Genomic DNA, 21,135 nt, shown 5'->3' on the forward strand with positions numbered 1-21,135 from the left:
CGGGGGTTGCCTCCACGTGCGGACTCTCACGGAAAGCGGTTTCGGATCGGACGTTTCGGGCACGATCGGGGTGTGGCCGACTGGATTTTCTCGATCGTCGACCGTCTCGGTGCCCCCGGGGTGGGGTTCCTGATCTTCCTGGAGAACGTGATCCCGCCCATCCCCTCCGAGCTGATCCTGCCGCTGGCCGGGTTCCGGGCGCGGCTGGGGACGCTGGACCTGTGGTGGGTCTGGCCGGCCGCGACAGCGGGGTCCGTACTGGGCGCGCTCGTCCTCTACGCGGTCGGGGCGCTGCTCGGCTACGAGCGCGTGTACGCGCTGTCCGGCAAGCGCTGGTTCATCCTCTCCAGCCAGAAGGACCTCGAACGCGGCCGCTCCCTCATGGAGTCCCACGGCGGCAAGATCGTCCTGCTGGGCCGGTGCGTGCCGCTGATCCGCAGCATCGTCTCCATCCCGGCAGGGCTCGCGCGGATGCCGCTGTGGCGGTTCACGGCGCTGACCGCGATCGGCAGCGGTGTCTGGAACGCCGTGTTCATCGGCCTGGGCTGGTACCTGGGGGAGAACTGGGACCAGGTCGAGGGCGCGATGGGCCCGGCCTCGTACGTGGTCCTCGCGCTCGTGCTCGTGGGGGTCGCGTGGCTGGTGGTGCGGCGCCTGCGGGCCCGCAACGGCTACGTGGGCACGCACCGCGCACCCTGAGCCGCGGGGCGCGGTCCGCTCAGGTCGCCCGCGCCGCCTCGGCGACCACCGCGGCCAGGTCCCCCTCGTGCCCGGCCACCTCGCGTTGCATCCGGGACCCCGTACCCCGGTCCAGCACCGCGCCCAGGAGCACCCGCACGTCGTCGAGGTCCCCGGCGTCCTCCAACGCCTCCCGCACGTGTCCGACCAGCGCGTCGAGCACCTCGGCGGCCGGCGCCGGACGCCACGCCCCGGGCAGCAGGAGATCCTCCTCGACCCCGGATCGGGCGGCACGCCAGGACGCCAGCCGCAGCACCTCGGTCCGGACGTCGTCCGCCGGGACGCCCGCGCGCCAGTCTCGTGCCGCCGTCTCGACCAGCGCGCGGACGAGCGCGGCGAGCAGCACCGCGTCGTCCGGGTCCAGGCAGACGTCCGCCACCCGGATCTCGACGGTCGGGTGCTGCGCGGAGAGCCGGGCGTCGAGGTAGAGCATCGCCTCGTCCAGGATCGTGCCCGTGCCGAGCATCTCGTCGACGACCGCGCGGTAGCCGGCGGCCGACCCGAACGTCTGGTACCCGCCCGCGGACGGCCAGCGCTGCCAGACCTCGCCGCGGAAGCTCGCGTACCCCGAGTCCCGGCCCTGCCAGAACGGCGAGTTGCCCGTCACGGCGAGCAGCGGTGCGAGCCAGGGCCGGATCCGGTCCAGGACGGCGACGCCCTCCTCGTCCCCGTCGACCGCGACGTGCACGTGGCACCCGCAGGTCAGCTGTTCGTCGACGGTCATGCCGAAGCGCTCGGCCAGCGCCCGGTACCGCGGCGTCGGCGACACCGACGGCTCGACGGCCAGGGGTGACGTCGCCAGCGCGGCCACCGCGACCCCGACGGCGCCGGCGGCCTCCCGGGCCGCGGCGCGGGCCGTCCGCAGCTCCTTGCCCAGCTCGGTGAGGGTGCGGACCGGCCGGGTGCCGGTCTCGATCTGCTCGTTCTGCAGTTCGCCGGTGAGCTCCTCGGTCTCGCCGTCGGGTTCGTCCGCCGACCGGAGGACCGCGCCCGCGAGGGCCACCGGCCGTCCCGTCTCGGGGTTCACCAGCAGGAACTCCTCCTCGACACCGACCGTTCGCACCAGCATGCGGGCAGTATCACCGGAGGATCGGAGTTGCCGTGAGCCGGGAGGTCGGTCACGATTCCCGGTCGGCGACGAACGGATGGAGACCACCGCGTGACCACGGAGCAGGAGTGGGCGAACGACCGGGAACGGTTCGTCGCGGAATGGGAACCGGCTCTCGCCGACGGCCCCGCCCGAGGCATGGACCGGCCGGGTCCCGGGCCGCTCGCGCAGCAGTTCGTCGTGCTGTCCGAGGCGTTGCTGTCCGCGGACACCGTCGCGGAGGTGCTCGAGCGGGTCGTCCGCGCCACCACGGAGATCGTCCCCGGTGCCGATCTCGTCAGCGTGACGATGCGGGACCCCGACGACGGCTTCCGCACCCCCGTCGAGACGGATCCGCTCGCGACCAGGCTCGACGAGCTGCAGTACGAGATGGACGAGGGCCCGTGCGTCGCGGCGACCCGCAAGGAGGGCCTCGGGCTCGTCTTCAAGCGGGACCTCGCGGCCGCGCCGGACTTCCCGCGGTACGGGCCCGCGGCCGCCGAGCTGGGGGTGCGCAGCGTGCTCGCCGTCGGGCTGTTCCCGCAGGGTGACGCGCCGCGGATGGGGGCGCTGAACCTGTACTCGATGTCGGCCGGTGGGCTCGACGACGCGGACCGCGACGTCGCGTTGGTCCTGGCCGCACACGCGTCGACGGCCCTGGCCGCCACCGAGGCCTGCTCGGCCGCGGACCTGGAAGCCGCCCAGCTGCGGACCGCGCTGCAGAGCCGGGACGTGATCGGCCAGGCCAAGGGCATCCTGATGGAACGCCGCGGGATCTCGGCGGCGGAGGCCTTCGACGTCCTGCGCGCGGCCTCCCAGTCCCTCAACGTCAAGCTGGCGACGATCGCGGAGACGCTGGTCAGCCGCCGCGCGGATCTCTGACACCTCTTCTCGGACCGGATGTCGAGCGCGACGGTCCGGCTCCGACCACTGCGTGACGGCGGCCGCCCGGGCCGCCCACCCACCGGGGAGACCGCCATGCGGAAGATCGTGCACTTCGTCCACACCTCGCTCGACGGGTTCGTCGAGGGCCCGAAGGGCGAGTTCGACTGGCCGCTGATGGGGCCGGAGCTTCTCCGCCTACTCCTTCGGGCTCGACGAGCGCGCGACCACGCTCCTCTACGGTCGGGTGGTCTGGGAGATGATGGCGTCCTTCTGGCCGCATGCCGAGTCGATGTCCGACGACCCGCACGATCTGGCGTACGCGCCGAAGTGGCGGGTGATGCCGAAGGTCGTCGCGTCCCGGACCCTTCAGAGCGCGGAGCACGGCGCCCGGGTGATCGGCCGGGACCTCGCGGCGGAGGTCGCCGAGCTCAGGGCCGGGCCCGGCGGGGACATCCTGCTCATGGGCGGGTCCGGGCTCGCGGCGAGCCTGATGGGTCTCGGCCTCGTCGAGGAGGTGCACGTGGGCGTGCACCCCGTCGTCCTCGGCGGCGGGAAGCCGTTCCTGCCGCCGGCCGAGGGCAGCCGGTACACGCTGCGGCTCGAGGAGTCCCGCGTCTGCGACGGCCAGGTGGTCGTCTCCCGCTACCGGCCCGCCTGAACGATCCCGACCAGCTGCCCGAGCCGTTCGGCCTCACCGGGCGCGCCGCGCGGATCCGTGGGGCTCTGGGCTCCGCCGCCGCCCGGGTGTGACAGCCTGATCCCCGGTTTCCGGATCGAGGAGCGCAGAGAAGATGATCCGCAACGCGAGCTTCGCCGTCACGGTGGACCTCCCCGACGAGGCCGCCTACCGCGCCTACGACCTCGACGCGGAGCACAACCGGGTGCGCGCCGAGCTCTTCGCGCCGATCCGGGAGCGCGTCGACCGGATCCGGTTCCGGATCTGATCCGCCCCGGTGCCGGTACGACCGGGGGCGCTGCGCCTCGAGGCGGTCAGGAAGAGCTACCGCGGCGCCCCCGAGGTGCTCGCCGGGGTGGACCTCGCGGTCGCGCCGCGGGAGATCGTGGTCGTCGCGGGCCCCAACGGCTCCGGCAAGTCGACGCTGCTGCGGATCGCCGCGGGATGTTCGCGGCCCACCTCCGGCCGGGTGCGGGGCCGGGCGCCGGTCGTCGGGTACCTGCCGGACCGGTTCCCGGCCCAGCTGCGGATGCCGGCCGCGGTCTACCTGCGGCACCTCGCCGCGCTGCACCGGGAGAACGCCGCCGCGGCGGCGGAGTCGGCGGACGAGCTGCTCGAGGCGCTCGGCTTCGTCGGGTCGACGCGCATGCCGATGTCCGGGCTGTCCAAGGGAAACGCGCAGAAGGTCGGCCTGGCCCAGGCCCTGTGCTGCAGCGCCGGCCTCCTCGTCCTCGACGAGCCGTGGTCCGGCCTCGACGCCCCGGCCGCCCAGGTGCTGCTCGGCCGGGTCGCCGCGGCCGCCGCGGACGGCGCGTCGGTGCTGGTGACGGACCACACGGGTTCGGCGTCGGCGCTGCCCGGGACCCGGCACCTGCGGCTGCAGGACGGCGAGCTGCGGCCCGCGCCACCGCAGGCGAGCGGGCCGGCTCCGCTCGTCGTCGTCGAGCTGTGGTGTCCGGTGGACCCCGCCGACGCCGCGGCCGCGCTCGCCCCGTTCGTCCGGGCGTCACCGGCGGGCGACCGGCTGATCCTGCACGTCCCGGTCGGGCGCAGCGACGCCCTGCTGCGCGCTGCGCTCGACCTCGGCTGCTCGGTCCTCTCGGTCGTGCCCGCGGCCCCGGACGCGCCGCGATGAGAGCCGTCGCGGTCGCCCGGTTCCTGCTGGCGGACGCCATCCGGTCCCAGCGCGTCCTGATCCCCGTCTTCCTGCACGCCGCGGTCCTCGCGGTGCTGTTCGGGGGCGACCCCGGCCCGCTCCCGGCGCCCTGGGCCGCGTCCGCGCTCGCCCTCTACCCGATCGCCGCGTGGCTCGCGCTGACCGTCGCCAACACCGAGGACCCGGTGCAGCGCACCGTGACCGTCGCCGCCGCGGGCGGGCACCTTCCCGTCGCCGCCGGGACGCTGCTCCTCGCGCTGGCCGGCGACGTGGTGCTCTCGCTGCTGTCCGTGGTGTGGCCGGTCGTCGCGACCGGCTATCCGCACCCGCCGGGCGTCCTGGTGGAGGGTTTCCTCGGCCATCTCGCGTGTGCGAGCACCGGCACGGCCGTCGGGCTGCTCTGCGCCCGGCCGGTCATCGGCAGGATCGGGTGGTCCCTGATGGTGGCCGTGTTCGTGGTCGTGGTGACCGGGGTGCAGCCGTGGCTGCCGCCCGTCGGCACGTCCGTGGCGGCCCTCGAAGCCGGCGCCGGTACCTCGCCCGTGGCGTTCGGAGCGCTCCTCGGGCTGGTGCTCGCGGGGGCTGCGGCGGGCGTCAGCGCTGCCGTCGCTCGCCGATCCTGACTCTCTGACCTGCACTTTTCCGGTCTCACGCGATTTCCCGGTTGACACGGGCCTTCATTGGTTACATGGTTAGTTACATGAGTAATGAACCGACGGACTGGGGCAGGGCGGGGCGGTCGCCGTGAGGGACGACGGGAGGCCGCTTTTCCTGCAGGTCGCCGAGCAGATCGAGAAGCTCGATCATCGACGGGTCGCTGCCGGAGGAGGGCCAGGTCCCGTCGACCAACGAGCTGGCCGCGTTCCATCGGATCAATCCGGCCACCGCCGCCAAGGGCGTGAACCAACTGGTGGCCGACGGGGTGCTCTACAAGAGACGGGGATCGGGATGTTCGTCAGCTCCGGTGCGCGGACACAGCTGCTGGAACGGCGACGCGACGAGTTCGCGCGGCAGTTCATCGGCCCACTGCTGGCGGAGGCCCACAGGCTCGGGATGGACACCGAGCAGCTCAAGAAGATGATCGACGTCTGGGGGGACGAGAAGGCATGAGCGCGATCAGGATGCGCCACGTCACGAAGTGCTACGGCAGCTTCACCGCGCTCGACGACGTGAGCGTCGAGCTCGAGGAGAACACCGTCCACGGGCTGCTCGGCCGCAACGGCGCGGGCAAGACCACCATCATGCAGATCCTGACGGGCCAGGGGTTCGAGAGCTCCGGCGAGGTCGAGGTCTTCGGTGAGCACCCGTACGAGAACCCGCGCGTGCTGGACCGGGTCTGCTTCATCCGGGAGGCGCAGAAGTACCCGGACACCTTCGCGGTGAAGCACGCGCTGGCGGCCGCGGCACTGCTGTTCCCGAACTGGGATCAGGCCTTCGCGAACTCGCTGGTCGAGGAGTTCGGGCTGCCACGCAAGCGGACGGTCAAGAAGCTCTCCCGCGGCCAGCTCTCGGCCGTCGGCGTGATCATCGGGCTCGCGTCCCGGGCGCCGCTGACCTTCTTCGACGAGCCCTACCTGGGTCTCGACGCCGTCGCGCGGCAGCTGTTCTACGACCGGCTGCTCGCGGACTACGCCGAGCATCCGCGGACGATCGTGCTCTCGACACATCTGATCGACGAGGTCAGCGACCTGATCGAGCACGTCGTCGTGATCGACGGGGGCCGGATCTTGATCGACGAGGACTCCGAGGTCCTGCGCAGCCAGGCCGTCACCGTGACCGGCCCGGCGGCGGCGGTCGAGGCGTTCGCGTCCGGCCACACCGAGCTGCACCGGGAGAAGCTGGGGGGCTTCCTCCGCGTCACGCTCAGCGGCGCCACGCCGGAACCGGAGCTGCGTTCCGCCGGGCTCCGGTTCGAGCCGGTGTCGTTGCAGCAGCTCGTCGTCCGCACGACCCAGCAGGCCGCCGGACCCGAGCTGGTCAGCGCCTCCACCAACCACAACCACCGGAAGGAGGTGTCGCGATGAGTGTCGCGCTCGCTCCCGCTCCGGCCCGGCACAAGCCGCTGGGCCGAGCGGTGAAGGTCGCCCGGATCCAGACCGCCAACCTGCCGATCCAGCTGGGGATGCCCTGGCTGATCCTCGGCATCGCTTTCGCCGTCAACCTGGTGATCTTCGCGCTCGTCCCGGACCCGCCGGCCGGCGAGCCCAAGGTCACGGGCGCCATCCTGTCGATCTACATCTTCATGCTGATCGCGCACCTGCAGTCGATGACCCAGGTCTTCCCGTTCGCCCTCGGGCTCAGCGTGACCAGGCGGGACTTCTTCACCGGGACGTCGCTGCTGATCGTCGCGCAGTCGCTCGTGCAGGGGATCCTGCTGACGATCCTGCTCGCCGTCGAGCGGGCGACCGGGGGCTGGGGGATGGGCCTGCACTTCTTCGGGGTGCCGTTCCTGGTGCAGGACGACTGGTTCCTGCAGGTGGTCGCCTACACCGTGCCGTTCCTGCTGGTGTCCTTCGCCAGCATCTTCGCGGGCACCGTCTACAAGCGATGGGGCCAGCTCGGGATGTACGTGCTGTCGATCGGGTCGCTGGTGCTGGGGGGTGTGGCGGTCGTGATCATCACCTGGCAGCAGGCCTGGGGCGCGGTCGGCCGGTTCTTCGCCGACACCTCGGCGCTCATGCTGCTCGCCGGATACCCGCTGGTCCTCAGCGTGCTCCTGGCTGCCGCGGGCTACCTGGTCCTGCGCAGGGCCACTCCCTGAGGCCGTGCTCGGCGCTCGCTGGGGGGTGGGCGCCGGGCCGTGGGGAATGGCAGGAAGCCGCTCTCACGCCGACACGGGGTGAGAGTGGCTTTCGTGCCGGTCAGACCGGGAGCACGAGATCGGCCTCGGCCGAGGTCAGCAGACCCTGCTCCTGGGCGGACCAGATCTCCCGGTAGGGGGCGTAGCCGGGCCAGTCCGCGCGGGCGCGCAGCCTGCGGTCCCGTTCGTCCGGCGAGCAGTCCAGCCAGATCGCCGTCCCGGTGAAAGGCCGAAGGGCCGCCGCGCCCGCCCCGCACCCCTCCAGCACGACGAAGGGTGCCGGAGCCTGCTCGCGCCACGCCTCGGAGCGGACGTTCCGCAGCCAGTCCCACGGCCGCCACCGGGCCGGCCGCCCGGACGCGAGCGGCGCCGCGATCCACTCGACGGCCAGGGGCACCGCGGCGGTGAGCCCGGCCCAACCGGGGTAGAGCTCCTCCATCGAGAGCACCGGTGCGTCGAGCGCGGTCCCGAGCTCCGCCGCGAACGACGTCTTGCCCGCCCCCGAGTACCCGTCGACCGTCACCAGGGGCCCCGGCCGGCCCTTGACGAACCCGACGACGTCCACGCGGCCCGACGCGGGAGCCATCAGAAGAACCCGTCCCGCGCCACCCGCGCCGGACGGGGGTCGTAGCCCAGCTCCGCGCTGATCGCGTCCGCGGTCTCCACCAGCATCGGGACGACCTCGGCCGCCAACGTCGCCGGATCCGACCGCCCCGTCGACGTCGACGACGCGAGCGCCGCCACCACCCGTCCGGACCGGTCCCGGACCGGTGCCGACGCCGAGAGCAGGCCTTCCTCGAGCTCGCCCGCGACGATCGACCAGCCCTGCTCCCGCACCTGCGCGAGCGCCAGCCGGAGCTCGGCGGGATCGGTGACGGTCCGGGAGGTCCGGGTGTCCAGCGGGGTCTCGTCGAGGAACGCGGAGATCCGCTCGGGGCCCGCCCAGGCGAGCAGGACCCGGCCCATCGATGTCGCGTGCGCGGGCACCCGGGTCCCGACGGCCACGTTGATGCTCATGATCCGGCGCACCGGCACGCGGGCCACGTAGACGACCTCCGTGCCGTCGAGCTCGGCGAGCGACGCGGACTCGCCCGTGTGTTCCGCGAGCCGCAGCAGATGCGGCTGGGCGAGCTCGATCCGGGCGTTCGACGCCGTGTAGTGCTGCCCGATGGCGAGCACCCGGGGCGTCAGTGACCAGCGCGTTCCCTCGTTCGCGACATAGCCCAGGCGCTGCAGGGTCAGCAGCAGCCGGCGCACCGCCGGGCGGGAGAGCCCGGTGGCCGCGGCCAGCTCGGCGAGCGTCGGGTTGGTCAGGTCCTCGTCGAACGCCAGCAACACGGCGAAGCCGCGTTCCAGGCTCTGGACGTAGTCCCGCTCGCTCCCCTCCATGGTCACCCGGCCCATCCTTCCGCATGCTTCCCGAAACCGGGTCTTGACCCAGCGTCACCGCCTGAGGCACCCTCTGGCACGGTGAACGCATAGCGTTCAATAAGTACGCATAGCGTACACCGCACGGGGAGGTGCAAGATGACGGTCCAGCCTCGCGAGCTCCGCGACGCGTTCGGCCGGTTCGCGACCGGCGTCACGGTCGTGACGTGCCGCAACGACGAGGGCATGCCGCACGGCGCGACCGTCAACGCCTTCACCGCGGTGTCCCTGGAGCCCGCGCTCTGCCAGGTCACGCTGACCCGCCGGTCCAAGGCGTGCGGCTACCTCGAGGGCACGCCGTTCGCCGTCAACGTCCTGGGCGCCGGCCAGGCCGACACCGCCTGGCACTTCGCCGGCCGCCCGTCGGACCCGGGCCCGGAGTGGGCGGAGGGCCCCGCCGCACCCGTGCTCGCCGGCTCCGCCGCCGTGTACTCCTGCCGCCCCTGGCGCACCTACGACGGCGGCGACCACCTGATCGTCATCGGCGAGGTCGAGCACGTCGCCGTCACCGACGACGATCCGCTGCTCTTCTTCGCCGGCGCGTTCCGCGAGCTCGGTGCCCGCGAGACCGGCCAGCACTGGGGCGGCTCGCTCGACTGCCCCGACGCCGGCTGGTTCGACGCCACGACGACCTTCACACCGCTGCGGCCGCGCGCCGCCTGACCCGACCCCGTCTCCGCCTGACCCGACTCCACAGAAGCAGAAGGGCCACATCATGACGATCCAGCAGGACCGCCCCGCGCCCACCGCGACCGCTCCCATGACGGGCGACGAGTACATCTCCTCGATCCAGGACGGCCGCGAGGTGTGGGTCTACGGCGAGCGCGTCAAGGACGTGACCACCCACCCCGCGTTCCGCAACCCGGTCCGGATGACCGCCCGGCTCTACGACGCCCTCCACGCCCCGGAGACCCGGGACAAGCTGACGGTCCCGACGGACACCGGCAACGGCGGGGTCACGCACCCGTTCTTCCGCAGCCCGCACACCGTGGACGACCTGCTCGCGGACCGGCAGGCGATCGAGACCTGGTCGCGGATGTCCTACGGCTGGATGGGCCGCAGCCCGGACTACAAGGCCAGCTTCCTGGGCACCCTCGGGGCGAACAGCGAGTTCTACGCGCCTTTCGAGGACAACGCGAAGCGCTGGTACAAGGAGTCGCAGGAGAAGGTCCTCTACTGGAACCACGCGATCATCAACCCGCCGGTGGACCGGAACCTCCCGCCGGACGAGGTCGGCGACGTCTTCATGAAGGTGGAGAAGGAGACCGACGCCGGGCTGATCGTCTCCGGTGCCAAGGTCGTCGCCACCGGCTCGGCCATCACCAACTACAACTTCATCGCGCACTACGGGCTCCCGATCAAGAAGAAGGAGTTCGCGCTCATCTGCACCGTGCCGATGGACGCGCCGGGCGTGAAGCTCATCTGCCGCACCTCGTACACGCAGCAGGCCGCGGTGATGGGCAGCCCGTTCGACTACCCGCTGTCCTCGCGGATGGACGAGAACGACACGATCTTCGTCTTCGACAAGGTCCTGGTGCCGTGGGAGAACGTCTTCCTCTACGGTGACGTCGAGAAGATCAACGGCTTCTTCCCGGTCTCCGGCTTCATCCCGCGCTTCACCTTCCACGGCTGCATCCGGCTCGCGACGAAGATCGATTTCATCGCAGGGCTGCTGCTCAAGGCCCTGGAGATCACCGGCAGCAAGGACTTCCGCGGGGTGCAGACCCGCGTCGGCGAGGTCGTCGGCTGGCGCAACACGTTCTACGCGCTGGCCGACGCGATGGCCCGTAACCCCGACGAGTGGACGAACGGGGCGCTCCTGCCGAAGCTGGACTACGGCCTGACCTACCGGATGCTGATGATCCAGGCCTACCCGCGGATCAAGGAGATCATCGAGTCCGACGTCGCGAGCGGGCTGATCTACCTGAACTCGCACTCGATCGACTTCAAGACCCCCGAGGTGCGGCCGTACCTGGACAAGTACGTCCGGGGCTCGAACGGCTACGAGGCCGTCGACCGGGTCAAGGTCATGAAGGCGCTCTGGGACGCGGTCGGCTCCGAGTTCGGCGGCCGGCACGAGCTCTACGAGCGCAACTACTCCGGCAACCACGAGAACGTGAAGGCCGAGCTGCTCTTCGCCGCCGAGGCGCAGGGCACCACCGACGCGATGAAGGGCCTCGCCGAGGCCTGCCTGAACGAGTACGACCTGGACGGCTGGACCGTCCCGGACCTCATCGGGAACGACGACGTGTCGTTCCTCAAGAACCGCCGCTGACGCACTTCTCTCGACGAGGAGAACCACCATGACCACCGCAGAAGTGTCACCCACCGCCGCCGGCTCGGGCGCCAACGCCACCGAGGCCTTCCGTGCGAGCACCACCCGCCGCGGATCGGCCGAGGCCAGCCAGGAGCGGGTCAGCACCGTGGTCGGTGCCCTGCTCGAGGCCGTCCACGGCGTCATCCGCGAGCACGACGTCACCTACCCCGAGTTCCAGGCCGCCAAGGCTTGGCTGATGGCCCTCGGCGAGGGCGGCGAGTGGCCGCTGTTCCTCGACGTGTTCGTCGAGCACGAGGTCGAGGCCGTCGCGGCGCGGACCCAGCAGGGCACCAAGGGCAGCATCGAGGGCCCGTACTACCTGCCGGACCAGGTCCGGCTGCCGTCGGTCGCCAGCCTGCCGGCGCGTCCCGACGAGAAGGGCGACCGGCTCGTCTTCGCCGGTCAGGTCCGGGACCTCGACGGCGCGCCGCTCGCCGGCGCCGAGGTCGACATCTGGCACGCGGACGCGGACGGCTACTACTCCGGCTTCGCGCCGCACATCCCGGACGGCAACCTGCGCGGCGTCGTGATCGCCGACGACGAGGGCCGGTTCGAGATCTCCACCGTGCTGCCCGCGCCGTACCAGATCCCGACCGACGGCCCGACCGGCAAGCTGATCACCGCGGCCGGCTGGCACCCGTGGCGGCCCGCGCACCTGCACCTCATGGTCCGCGCGGAGGGCCACCGCCAGGTGACCACGCAGCTCTACTTCCACGGCGGCGAGTGGGTCGACTCCGACGTCGCGAAGGCGACGAAGGACGAGCTGGTCCTCAGCCCGGAGAAGCAGGCCGACGGAAGCCTCCGCTCGGACTACGACTTCGTGCTCGAGCGCGCCTGATCCCGTCCCACCCCGCAGACTCATCGAGGAGCCCGCTATGACCGCTGTGCACGAAACGCCCGCCTGGATCGCCGAGATCACCATGGCCGAGCTCGAGCGCAACCCCTACCCGTTCTACGAGCGCCTGCGGAAGGAGTGCCCGGTCGCGTTCATCCCCGCACTCGGCTTCCACGTGGCCACGACCAAGGAGGCCTGCCAGGAGGTCGGCGGCAACAGCGACATCTGGGACGGCCTGATCAGCCCCGCGGGCGGGCGCACGTTCGGCCACCCGAACGTCCTCAATGCCAACGGCCCGGAGCACGATGAGCTGCGCGGCATGGTCGAGCCGTCGTTGCAGCCCGCCGAGGTGAACCGGTACGTCGAGGACCTGGTCCGCCCGATCGCGCGGCGCTACGTCGAGGCCATCGAGGACGCCGGGCGGGCCGACCTGGTCGCGCAGTTCTGCGAGCCGGTCAGCGTCCGCTCGCTGGGCGACCTGATGGGCCTGCAGTCGGTGAGCTCGGACAAGCTCCGGGAGTGGTTCCACAAGCTCAGCGTGTCGTTCACCAACGCCGGGGTCCTGGAGAACGGTGACTGGGCCAACCCCGAGGGCTTCAAGCCCGGCGACGAGGCCCGCGCGGAGATCCGCGCGGTCCTCGACCCGCTGATCGACAAGTGGATCGTCGAGCCGGACGACAGCGCGCTGTCGCACTGGCTGCACGACGGGATGCCCGAGGGCCAGGTCCGGGACCGCGAGCAGCTCTACCCCACGGTCTTCGTGTTCCTGCTCGGGGCGATGCAGGAGCCCGGCCACGCCATGGCGTCGACCATCGCGGGGCTCTGGACGAAGCCCGAGCAGTTCGAGCGCGTCGTCGACGACCCGAAGCTGATCCGGCGGGCGATCACCGAGAGCATGCGCTGGACGTCGCCGATCTGGTCCGCGGTCGCGCGGACGAACAAGGTCGACACCACGGTCGCCGGGACGTTCCTGCCGGCCGGCTCGCTCGTGATGCTGTCCTACGGTTCGGCGAACCACGACGAGAACGACTACAACGCGCCGTCGGAGTACGACCTCGACCGCGCGCCGGTCCCGCACCTGGCCTTCGGTGCGGGCAAGCACGCGTGCGCGGGGTCCTACTTCGCCAGCGAGGTCTGCCGGATCGGCCTCGAGGAGCTGTTCGAGGCGATCCCGAACCTCGAGCGCGACGAGGACAAGGAGATCGACTTCTGGGGCTGGGGCTTCCGGGGGCCGGTCGAGCTGCACGCCCATTGGGAGGTCTGAGGGTGGCCGGTCACTCCGTCCGTCTCAAGACCCTCGGGGCCGAGACGCTCTGCGGCGCCGACCAGCCGGTCCTCGACGCCTTCCTCCGCGAGAACGTGTGGCTCCCGCACGGCTGCGCCCAGGGCACCTGCGGCAGCTGCAAGCTGCGGGTGATCGAGGGCGAGGTCGACCACGGGGCGGCACCCGAGTTCACCCTGACCGCCGACGAGCGTGCGCAGGGGCTGGCGCTCGCGTGCCAGGCCCGGCCGCGCAGCGACCTGCTCGTCGAGCCGCTGGCGGACATCGCCGACGACGGGGTGGTGCGGCATCCGCTGCGCGACGTCGTCGGCACGGTCGCCGAGCTGACCGACATCGCCCGCGGGACGCGGCGGCTGGTGATCGACCTCGACGAGCCGATCCCGTTCACGGCGGGGCAGTACGTCGAGCTCACGGTCCCCGGCACCGAGCTCCGCCGGCAGTACTCGATGGCGAACCCGCCGTCGGAGACCTCGCGCCTGGAGCTGCACGTCCGGCACACCCCGGGCGGCGCCGCGACCGACGGTTGGATCTTCGCCGGGATGACGGTCGGGGACAGGGTGGACGTCCGGGGGCCCCTCGGGGTCTTCGGCGTCGGCCGGCCGCAGGACGAACCCGCGATCCTGATCGCCGGTGGGACCGGGCTGGCGCCGATGAAGTCGATCGTGCTGGCCGCGCTGGCCGAGGGCCTCGTCCCGGAGATCTGGCTCTACCACGGTGGCCGCACCGAGGCCGACCTCTACGACGGGGACGTCTTCCGGGAAGCTCGAGGAACGGCACCCGAACTTCCACTACCGGCCGTGCCTGTCGGAGCAGGAGTGGGACGGCGCATCCGGGCTCGTCACCGACGTCGTGCTCGCGGAGTTCACGAGCTGCAAGGGGATGTCGGCCTACCTGTGCGGGCCGCCCGCGATGGTCGAGGCCGGTGCGAAGGCGTTGAAGCGCCGCCGGATGGCCCCTCGGCTGATCTTCAAGGAGGAGTTCACCGACACCTCCGACCTGCTGGGTCCGTCGACCGCCGAGGAGGAAGCCCCGTGAGCGACCTGCGGATCGACCGCGTCGAGACCGTGCTGCTCGACATCCCTCTGCGCCGCCCGCACCGCTTCGCGCGGGTCGGCATGGAGGCCCAGCCGGTGCTCTACGTGTTCGTCCGCACCGCGGGTGGCGTCACCGGGGTCGGCGAGGGCGTCGTGCCCGGCGGCCCCTGGTGGGGCGGCGAGTCCGTGGAGACGATGCAGCTGATCGTCGAGCGGTACGTCGCGCCGGTGCTCGTGGGGCGCCGGGTGGACGACATCCACGCGCTGCTGCGGGACGTCACGGACGTCGTCGGGGCGAACCTGTTCGCGAAGGCCGCGGTCGAGGTCGCGCTGCACGACGCCTGGGCCCGCTGCCTCGACGTCCCGGTGCACACGCTGCTCGGCGGGCTCGCCCGGACGTCCATCCCGGTGACCTGGGCGCTCGGCACCGAGTCCGCGACCGTCGTCATCGAGGAGGCGCTCGGCAAGCTCGACGCCGGGCTGCACCACTCGTTCAAGCTGAAGATGGGGGCGCAGGATCCGGCCGCCGACGTCGCCCGGATCTGCGCCGTCGCCGAGAAGCTGAGCGGGGTCGCGGGCGTGCGGGTGGACATCAACGCCCGCTGGGACCGGCTGACCTCGCTGACGCACCTGCCGACACTGGCCGAGGCCGGCGTCGAGATGATCGAGCAGCCGGTGCCCGGCACGGAGATCGAGACCCTCGCCGAGATCAACGCCGCACTGCCGATCCCGGTGATGGCGGACGAGACCCTCCGCACGCCGTCGGACGCCCTGCGGGTCGCGCGGCTGCGGGCGGCGGACATCTTCGCCGTCAAGACCACCAAGTGCGGAGGCCTGCGGGCGAGCATGGAGATCGCCGCGATCGGGGCTGCGGCGGGGATCCCCACGCACGGCGCGACGTCGATCGAGTCGCCCGTCGGCACGGCCGCGTCGCTGCACTTCGCCTGCGCCGCGCCGGGGGTGACCTGGGGGAGCGAGCTGTTCGGGCCGTTGCTGATGGCCGAGGAGATGCTCGTCGAGCCCCTGCACTACGCAGATGGTGAACTGCACCTGCCCGAAGGTCCCGGCCTCGGGATCGAGCTCGACCCGGACAAGATCCGGGCCTTCCGGAGGGACTGAACCATGCTCTTCCACGTGAAGATGGACGTCGCGATCCCGCTCGACCTGGACCCGGACGTCCGGGCGGAGACCCTCGCGCGGGAGAAGGCGTACTCCCAGGACCTGCAGCGACAGGGCAAGTGGGCGCACATCTGGCGGATCGTCGGGCAGTACTCGAACATCAGCGTCTTCGACGTCGAGTCCACCGACGAGCTCCACCAGCTCCTCTGGAACCTCCCGCTCTTCCCGTACATGACCATCGAGGTCACCCCGCTCTGCCCGCATCCGTCCGCCGTGTGAGCGGCCCGTGACCACCACGGGGCGGACGCAGTGCTCGTCCACCCGGGTCCGCACGCTCCTGGCTGCCGGGGACGTCGCGGGCGCCGCGCGCGTCCTGGGCCGTTTCCACAGGTCGACCGGGGTTGTGCGCGGGAAACCTCGTTCTAGCGAGGTTTCCCGCGCACAGGGGCCGCCGGGCGGCTGTTCGTGGAACCTGGGCGAGCGTCCGGACCGTCACCGTCGATTACCTGGAGCGCCTGTGAACACACTGGAAGATCGTCTGCGCCGGCTCGAGGACCTGGAGGCCATCCGTGCCCTCGACGCCCGCTACACCCGGGTCCTGGACGCGAACGACTGGGACGGCCTGATGGACTGTTTCACCCCGGACGGCGAGTTCCACGGCCTGGACCACGCCAAGGGCCACGACGAGCTGCGGCCCTTCTTCGCGGGGCTCGCCGCGGGCGGCCTCACCGAGTTCTGGCACCACGTCTCGAACCTGGAGATCGACCTCGACGGGGACACCGCGCGGCTGCGCTCGCTGCTGTGGCAGCCGTGTGTGCAGAACGGCGAACCGTACGTCGCGGCAGGCCGGTACACGGACGTGGTGGTCCGGGACGGCGGGCAGTGGCGCTACCGCTCCCGCACGATCGACTTCTCCTACTTCGTCCCGCTCGCCCAGGGCTGGAAGCCCGGGGCGGCGACCCGTCCGTAGGCGCCCGGCCGGACCTCGTCCCGCAGCCGCGAGGCATTTCCCGTCAGGGATCGACGCAGACGAGACCCCACGGCACGTCGTCGACCCGGGTCATGACGAGCGTCGCGCGCCGCGAGCCGGACAGCTTCAGCTTGCGGTGCACCGCGTCCACGTCTCCGGCGAGGCCCCGGCGCCGGATGTCGACGGAGCCGACGTCCAGGTCCCGCAACAGCGCCGGCAGCCTCTTCTGGTTCCACGGGCGCGTGTCGATCACCCGCAGCGTCCGGGCGAAGGGCGTCTCGACGAGCCGGTCCGTGCTCAGGAACGCGATCCGGTCGTCGATCTTCCAGGCGCCGATCCGGCGGGCGAGCTCCTCCACCGCACCCGCCCGGGTGACTGCGGGGGAGGGGTCGAGCAGGTACTCGCCCGGTTCCCGCACGTCGACGGCCTCCCCCTCGAGCGCGACGAGGGTGTGCCCGCCGGGCAGCAGCGTGGCTCGCGCCCCGGCCGTCGCCAGGGCGGGGGACCAGGCCACCGCCTCCTTCAGGTCACGGTCGACGGCCACGAACTCAAGCTCCCAACCCGCCGGCACCGCGTCGTGGGGCAGGCCCGGGGCGGCCTTGATCCCCATGCGCTCGACGGGCAACGCCGTGCACCAGTCGAGCGGCGGCTCGCTCTCCCCGGTCCGGAGCCGGCCGCGTCCGGTGCGCCGGGCCGGGTCCACGAAGACCGCGTCGGCGGCGGAGAGGGGGGCCTCCCGGACGTCGGACAGCAGCGTCGTCACGTTCGCGCCGACGCCGTAGACCTCCGCGTTCCGCCGGGCCATCCACAGGTGCACGGGATCGAGGTCCACGGCCAGGACGTGCCGGTCCGCGGCGAGGGCGACGAGGTCCCCGCCGATCCCGCAGCACAGCTCCACCAGGTTCGAGGTCCCGGCGAAGCGCGGGGCCCGATGCCGGGCGACGACCTCCGCGGACGCCTGCTCCCAGCCCGCGCGGGTGAGGAACATGTCCGCGGCCCGGTCGAACTTCGCGGCGGCCCGGTACCGGAGCGCCTGCTGCCCCAGCGCGTCGACGACCAGCTGCGCGGGGTACCGCGTGCGGAGCTCGGTCCCGAGGCGCAGGGCCTCGGCCCCGGAGACGTCCCGCCCGCGCAGCTCGCGCAGGAGCGCCTGCCCCTCGGGGGTGAGCAACGCGTCGTAGCGGTCGAGCTCGGTCATGGCGCCTCGGCCTGCGCCCGGTGCAGGGTCAGCAGCGCGTCCGGGGCGCCGGTCCGTTCCCACGTCCCGGAGTCGGCCGTCCAGGTCCGCCCGTCGAAGCCGACCCGGTCCAGGCCGAGCCGGCCGGAGTGCGCGACCAGCCAGCTCGCGATCGCCCAGCCCCGGACCGCGGGCTGCGGACCGCTGAGCTTCGCGGAACCGAGCTCGCGGGCGGCGAGCGAGGCGACGTCCTGACCGGGCACGGCGAGCGTGATGTCCTGGCAGCGCAGCGCCGCCTGCTGCTCGCCGGTCAGGGCGGAGGCGGCGGCGCGGGCCTGGGTCTCCCACTGCGCGTAGGCGGCGGGCGCCGCGGAGCGCTGGACGAGCTGCGCCGCCTCGGTGACGCTGACGTCCTGCCAGTTCGGCAGGGTGTGCAGCCTGGAGTAGAACGCCTGCGCGGCATGGACGGGGTCGGTGACCTGCGCGTAGGTTCCCCAGCCCTGGCTCGGGCGCTGCTGGAACAGGCCCGCGGAGTCCCGGTCCCCGCCGGGCAGGTTCCGCAGCCGGGACTCCTGCATCGCGGTCGCGATCGCCACGGTGACGGCGTGGTTCGGCATCCCCTCGGCGATCCCGACGGCCGCGATCGTCGCGGCGTTGTCCGTCTGCTCGAGGGTGAAGGTGAGCTGCCGGCCTGTCTCGGCCTCGGTCACCACGCATCCGGGGGTGGGCCTGGTGTTCGTCCACCAGAGAACCCCGCCGACGACCAGCGCGACGGCCGCCGCGAACGCCAGCACGCACCCGACCGCCCGACCCACGCGTCCATCCTGCCCGACCGGCCGAGCGGGCTCGGCAGACGCCCGCTCGCGCACAGGTCCGCGTGCTCCCGCACAGGTTCCGACCTGTGCGCCGACCCGTGAACCTGTGCGTCAGCGGGGCAGGTACTCGCTGAGCTCGACCAGGTTCCGGTCCGGGTCCCGGACGTAGACGCTGCGGATCGGGCCGGTCGCGCCCGTCCGCTCGATCGGGCCCTCCTCGACCGGGACGCCGGCGGCGATGAGGTCCGCCACGACGTCGTCGAGCGGGCCTTCGACGATCAGGCACAGGTCGGCCGAGCCGGGCAGGGGCGCCGCCGCGTGGGGGCGGGGCGACCGGCCGAGTCGTGCAGGTTGATCTTGCTGGTCCCGAAGCGGAGAGCTCGCCGTCCGTCGCCGAACGTCTGCGCCTCCATACCGAGGACGTCCCGGTAGAACGCGATGGTCGCGTCGAGATCCGCGACGGTGAGGACGAGGTGGTCGAGCCGGTCGATCCGCATGCCGTGAGTCTCCCAGGCGCCGCCACCCTTGCTCATATCGTGAGCCTCTGCCCATAATGTGAGCCGCGGGGCCGCTCGCGTGAGGGCACCGGGGCCTGAAGGGGCAGACCATCCGTGGCACCGTGAAGACCGCGATCCTGCCGCTCTCGCTGGTCGCCTGATGCACGAAGGAGACTTCATGGCCACCGACCTCCCGCTGGACGGGGTGCGCGTCCTCGAGCTCGGGAACTACATCGCCGCACCGACGGCCGGCCGGCTCCTTGCGGACTTCGGCGCCGAGGTGATCAAGATCGAGCGGCCGCGCACCGGGGACGAGCTGCGGAACTGGCGCCTCTACGTCGGGGACACGTCGATGCTCTACCGGACGATCAACCGGAACAAGAAGTCCGTCGTGCTGGACATGCGCACGCCCGAGGGACGCGACGCCGTGCTGGCCCTGGTGGCGCGCTCCGACGTCGTCCTGGAGAACTTCCGGCCCGGCACGCTCGAGAAGTGGGGCCTCGGCCCCGAGGAGATGAACGCCGCCAACCCCGACCTGGTCCTCACCCGGATCTCGGCGTTCGGGCAGACCGGCCCGTTGTCCGAGCGGCCCGGGTTCGCCGCGGTCGCCGAGGCGATGGGCGGTCTCCGTGAGCTGGTCGGCGAGCCGGACCGGCAGCCCGTCCGGGTCGGCGTCTCGATCGGGGACTCGATCGCCGGGCTCTACGCGGCGTTCGGCGCGATGATGGCGCTGTTCCGCCGGGAGTCCCGGCGGGGCGAGCCGCGGCCGCCGCTCGCCTCGCGCACGATCGACGTCGCGCTCAACGAGGCGGTGCTGTCCATGATGGAGTCCCTCGTCCCGGACCATCTCGCCTACGGGGTCAACCGGCAGCGGGTCGGCGGGCGGATGGAGGGCATCGCGCCCTCGAACGCCTACCCGTGCGGGGACGGCAGCAGCGTCGTCATCGCCGGCAACGGCGACGGCATCTACCTGCGGCTGATGGAGCTCATCGGCCGCCCGGACCTCGCGAAGGACGAGTCGTTGCTGGCGAACGCGGGGCGGTGGCTGCGCCGCGACGAGTTGGACGAGGCGATCGGGGCCTGGACGTCGTCGCTCCCGCGCGCGGAGGTGCTCGTCGCGCTGGAGGCCGCGGGCGTCCCCGCCGGGCCGATCTACACGGCCGCGGACATCGTCGCGGACGAGCAGTACAAGGCCCGCAACATGATCCAGTACTTCGACGTCGACACCGGCGGCGCGGAGCCCGCGTCCGTCGGCTTCCCGGGGATCGTCCCGGTGGTCGGCGGGACCTCGCTGCAGGTCCGGACGCTGGGCCCGGACCTGGGGGAGCACAGCGCAGAGGTCCTCAGCGGACTGCTGGGCCTCACCGACGAGCAGGTGGCCGCGGCCACCGGGACGGACGAGTCATGACGGCGATCCTGCGCGACGTGACCCTGCGGGACGGCCTGCAGCTCACCGGGAAGACGCTGGACACCGACCGCAAGGTCGAGGTCGTCCGGGCGTTGCTGCGGCTCGGGGTGCCGAGCCTGGAGATCGGCTCGCTCGCCCGGCCGGACCTCGTGCCGCCGCTCGCGAACACCCTCGACGTCGTCGCGCGGCTCACGCCCGAGGAGCTCGAGCGCTGCTGGCTGTGGGTCGCCACGCCCCGGCACGTCGAGCGGGCGATGGCGGCGGGCGCGCGCAACGTCCAGTACTGCTTCTCGGTGTCCGACGCGCACAACAAGGCCAACATCGGCCGGGACACCGAGGCGAGCCTCGCCGCGATGCCGGCCGCCGTCGAGCACGCCCTGAACGCGGGCGGGCGGATCGAGCTGTGCCTCGCCACGTCGTTCACCTGCCCGTTCGACGGGCCGGTGGACCCGCAGCGGGTCGTCGACATCGCGAACGACCCCCGCACCGAGGGCGCCACGGACGTCGTCGTCTGCGACACGCTGGGCCAGGCCGCGCCGTCGGAGGTCACCAGCCTGATCACCCGCGTGCGGCAGGAGACGCCGGAGCGACGGATCGTGTTCCACGGCCACGACACGTGGGGACAGGGCGTCGCGAACACCCTGGCGGCGGTCGAGGCGGGCGCGGACATGGTCGACGGCGCGCTCGGCGGCCTCGGCGGCTGCCCGTTCGCGCCCGGGGCCAGCGGGAACACCGCGAGCGAGGACCTGCTGTTCGCGATGCGGCCGGAGTGGCTGACCCCCGCCGTGCTGGGTGAGCTGGTCACACTGACCGAGGGGCTGCTGGACGAGCTGGGCGAGCCCAACCGGTCCCGCGCGGCCCAGGGGGTGCGCTCGCGGGCCACGGCCTTCCCGTGGACGGTGCCGGCCTGA

24 protein-coding genes and 1 pseudogene are annotated in these 21,135 nt (G+C 72.3%); 18 read left to right on the forward strand and 7 right to left on the reverse strand.

Features of this window, described 5'->3' with window-relative positions:
• Positions 1–72: 72 nt before the first annotated feature.
• A complete protein-coding gene (locus tag WBK50_RS02045) occupies positions 73–699 on the forward strand; it encodes a DedA family protein (protein ID WP_341333965.1) in 627 nt (208 codons plus the stop codon).
• Between the two features lie 19 nt (positions 700–718).
• Here the strand turns inward: WBK50_RS02045 and WBK50_RS02050 are convergent, their stop codons facing one another.
• On the reverse strand, positions 719–1,807 hold the full coding sequence (locus WBK50_RS02050; RefSeq protein ID WP_341333966.1) for a glutamate--cysteine ligase: 1,089 nt from the start codon (positions 1,805–1,807) through the stop codon (positions 719–721).
• Between the two features lie 90 nt (positions 1,808–1,897).
• Between WBK50_RS02050 and WBK50_RS02055 the strand changes: the two genes are divergently transcribed.
• The 8 genes and pseudogenes from WBK50_RS02055 to WBK50_RS02090 all read left to right on the forward strand — a co-directional run bounded on the left by WBK50_RS02055 (position 1,898) and on the right by WBK50_RS02090 (position 7,303).
• Complete coding sequence (locus WBK50_RS02055) at positions 1,898–2,707, forward strand: ANTAR domain-containing protein (RefSeq protein WP_341333967.1); 810 nt, start codon at positions 1,898–1,900, stop codon at positions 2,705–2,707.
• A 247-nt stretch (positions 2,708–2,954) separates the two neighbouring features.
• Complete coding sequence (locus tag WBK50_RS02060) at positions 2,955–3,368, forward strand: dihydrofolate reductase family protein (RefSeq protein ID WP_341333968.1); 414 nt, start codon at positions 2,955–2,957, stop codon at positions 3,366–3,368.
• 133 nt (positions 3,369–3,501) lie between these two features.
• Positions 3,502–3,654 carry a hypothetical protein gene (locus tag WBK50_RS02065; protein ID WP_341333969.1) on the forward strand — a complete coding sequence of 51 codons (153 nt, stop codon included), beginning with the start codon at positions 3,502–3,504 and terminating at the stop codon, positions 3,652–3,654.
• A 9-nt stretch (positions 3,655–3,663) separates the two neighbouring features.
• Complete coding sequence (locus tag WBK50_RS02070) at positions 3,664–4,521, forward strand: ABC transporter ATP-binding protein (protein ID WP_341333970.1); 858 nt, start codon at positions 3,664–3,666, stop codon at positions 4,519–4,521.
• Positions 4,518–5,165: a hypothetical protein gene (locus WBK50_RS02075; protein ID WP_341333971.1), complete on the forward strand. Its 648-nt coding sequence runs from the start codon at positions 4,518–4,520 to the stop codon at positions 5,163–5,165. The genes WBK50_RS02070 and WBK50_RS02075 overlap by 4 nt, the downstream gene beginning before the upstream one ends.
• A gap of 121 nt (positions 5,166–5,286) precedes the next feature.
• Positions 5,287–5,652 (forward strand): annotated as a pseudogene (locus WBK50_RS02080) (GntR family transcriptional regulator).
• Positions 5,649–6,566 (forward strand): ABC transporter ATP-binding protein, encoded by a 918-nt coding sequence (locus WBK50_RS02085; RefSeq protein WP_341333972.1) that lies wholly within the window; start codon positions 5,649–5,651, stop codon positions 6,564–6,566. Before WBK50_RS02080 ends, WBK50_RS02085 begins: the two are co-directional and overlap by 4 nt.
• Positions 6,563–7,303 carry a hypothetical protein gene (locus tag WBK50_RS02090; RefSeq protein ID WP_341333973.1) on the forward strand — a complete coding sequence of 247 codons (741 nt, stop codon included), beginning with the start codon at positions 6,563–6,565 and terminating at the stop codon, positions 7,301–7,303. Before WBK50_RS02085 ends, WBK50_RS02090 begins: the two co-directional genes overlap by 4 nt.
• A gap of 100 nt (positions 7,304–7,403) precedes the next feature.
• Here WBK50_RS02090 and WBK50_RS02095 read toward each other — a convergent pair whose 3' ends face one another.
• Together WBK50_RS02095 and WBK50_RS02100 are read right to left on the reverse strand one after the other, a co-directional pair.
• The gene (locus WBK50_RS02095) at positions 7,404–7,928 is read right to left on the reverse strand and encodes a hypothetical protein (protein ID WP_341333974.1); all 525 of its coding nucleotides are present in this window, start codon (positions 7,926–7,928) and stop codon (positions 7,404–7,406) included.
• Positions 7,928–8,731, reverse strand: a complete 804-nt coding sequence (locus WBK50_RS02100) for an IclR family transcriptional regulator domain-containing protein (RefSeq protein WP_341339262.1) — start codon at positions 8,729–8,731, stop codon at positions 7,928–7,930. Before WBK50_RS02100 ends, WBK50_RS02095 begins: the two co-directional genes overlap by 1 nt.
• Positions 8,732–8,869: 138 nt before the next feature.
• On the opposite strand from WBK50_RS02100, the gene WBK50_RS02105 reads away from it, so the two are divergent.
• The 7 genes from WBK50_RS02105 (at position 8,870) to WBK50_RS02145 (ending at position 16,327) form a co-directional block, all read left to right on the forward strand.
• Positions 8,870–9,433: a flavin reductase family protein gene (locus WBK50_RS02105; RefSeq protein ID WP_341333975.1), complete on the forward strand. Its 564-nt coding sequence runs from the start codon at positions 8,870–8,872 to the stop codon at positions 9,431–9,433.
• Positions 9,434–9,485: 52 nt separating this feature from the next.
• A complete protein-coding gene (locus tag WBK50_RS02110; RefSeq protein WP_341333976.1) occupies positions 9,486–11,045 on the forward strand; it encodes a 4-hydroxyphenylacetate 3-hydroxylase family protein in 1,560 nt (519 codons plus the stop codon).
• Between the two features lie 28 nt (positions 11,046–11,073).
• Positions 11,074–11,925: a catechol 1,2-dioxygenase gene (gene catA, locus WBK50_RS02115; RefSeq protein WP_341333977.1), complete on the forward strand. Its 852-nt coding sequence runs from the start codon at positions 11,074–11,076 to the stop codon at positions 11,923–11,925.
• A 37-nt stretch (positions 11,926–11,962) separates the two neighbouring features.
• Positions 11,963–13,186 (forward strand): cytochrome P450, encoded by a 1,224-nt coding sequence (locus WBK50_RS02120; protein WP_341333978.1) that lies wholly within the window; start codon positions 11,963–11,965, stop codon positions 13,184–13,186.
• 2 nt (positions 13,187–13,188) lie between these two features.
• The gene (locus tag WBK50_RS34890; protein ID WP_445942207.1) at positions 13,189–15,357 is read left to right on the forward strand and encodes a muconate/chloromuconate family cycloisomerase; all 2,169 of its coding nucleotides are present in this window, start codon (positions 13,189–13,191) and stop codon (positions 15,355–15,357) included.
• A 3-nt stretch (positions 15,358–15,360) separates the two neighbouring features.
• Positions 15,361–15,636: a muconolactone Delta-isomerase gene (gene catC / locus WBK50_RS02140; protein WP_341333979.1), complete on the forward strand. Its 276-nt coding sequence runs from the start codon at positions 15,361–15,363 to the stop codon at positions 15,634–15,636.
• A 238-nt stretch (positions 15,637–15,874) separates the two neighbouring features.
• A complete protein-coding gene (locus WBK50_RS02145; RefSeq protein WP_341333980.1) occupies positions 15,875–16,327 on the forward strand; it encodes a nuclear transport factor 2 family protein in 453 nt (150 codons plus the stop codon).
• Positions 16,328–16,370: 43 nt separating this feature from the next.
• On the opposite strand, the gene WBK50_RS02150 is transcribed toward WBK50_RS02145, so the two are convergent.
• The 4 genes from WBK50_RS02150 to WBK50_RS02165 form a co-directional block, all read right to left on the reverse strand.
• Positions 16,371–17,525 (reverse strand): class I SAM-dependent methyltransferase, encoded by a 1,155-nt coding sequence (locus WBK50_RS02150; RefSeq protein WP_341333981.1) that lies wholly within the window; start codon positions 17,523–17,525, stop codon positions 16,371–16,373.
• Positions 17,522–18,319, reverse strand: coding sequence for a hypothetical protein (locus WBK50_RS02155; RefSeq protein WP_341333982.1), 798 nt, complete (start codon positions 18,317–18,319; stop codon positions 17,522–17,524). Before WBK50_RS02155 ends, WBK50_RS02150 begins: the two co-directional genes overlap by 4 nt.
• A gap of 111 nt (positions 18,320–18,430) precedes the next feature.
• Positions 18,431–18,571, reverse strand: a complete 141-nt coding sequence (locus WBK50_RS02160; protein WP_341333983.1) for a hypothetical protein — start codon at positions 18,569–18,571, stop codon at positions 18,431–18,433.
• A gap of 26 nt (positions 18,572–18,597) precedes the next feature.
• Positions 18,598–18,852, reverse strand: a complete 255-nt coding sequence (locus tag WBK50_RS02165; RefSeq protein WP_341333984.1) for a VOC family protein — start codon at positions 18,850–18,852, stop codon at positions 18,598–18,600.
• A 142-nt stretch (positions 18,853–18,994) separates the two neighbouring features.
• On the opposite strand from WBK50_RS02165, the gene WBK50_RS02170 reads away from it, so the two are divergent.
• Together WBK50_RS02170 and WBK50_RS02175 are read left to right on the forward strand one after the other, a co-directional pair.
• The gene (locus tag WBK50_RS02170) at positions 18,995–20,224 is read left to right on the forward strand and encodes a CaiB/BaiF CoA transferase family protein (protein WP_341333985.1); all 1,230 of its coding nucleotides are present in this window, start codon (positions 18,995–18,997) and stop codon (positions 20,222–20,224) included.
• Positions 20,221–21,135, forward strand: coding sequence for a hydroxymethylglutaryl-CoA lyase (locus tag WBK50_RS02175; RefSeq protein WP_341333986.1), 915 nt, complete (start codon positions 20,221–20,223; stop codon positions 21,133–21,135). The genes WBK50_RS02170 and WBK50_RS02175 overlap by 4 nt, the downstream gene beginning before the upstream one ends.

The organism is Pseudonocardia sp. T1-2H (assembly GCF_038039215.1).
GTDB lineage: Bacteria > Actinomycetota > Actinomycetes > Mycobacteriales > Pseudonocardiaceae > Pseudonocardia.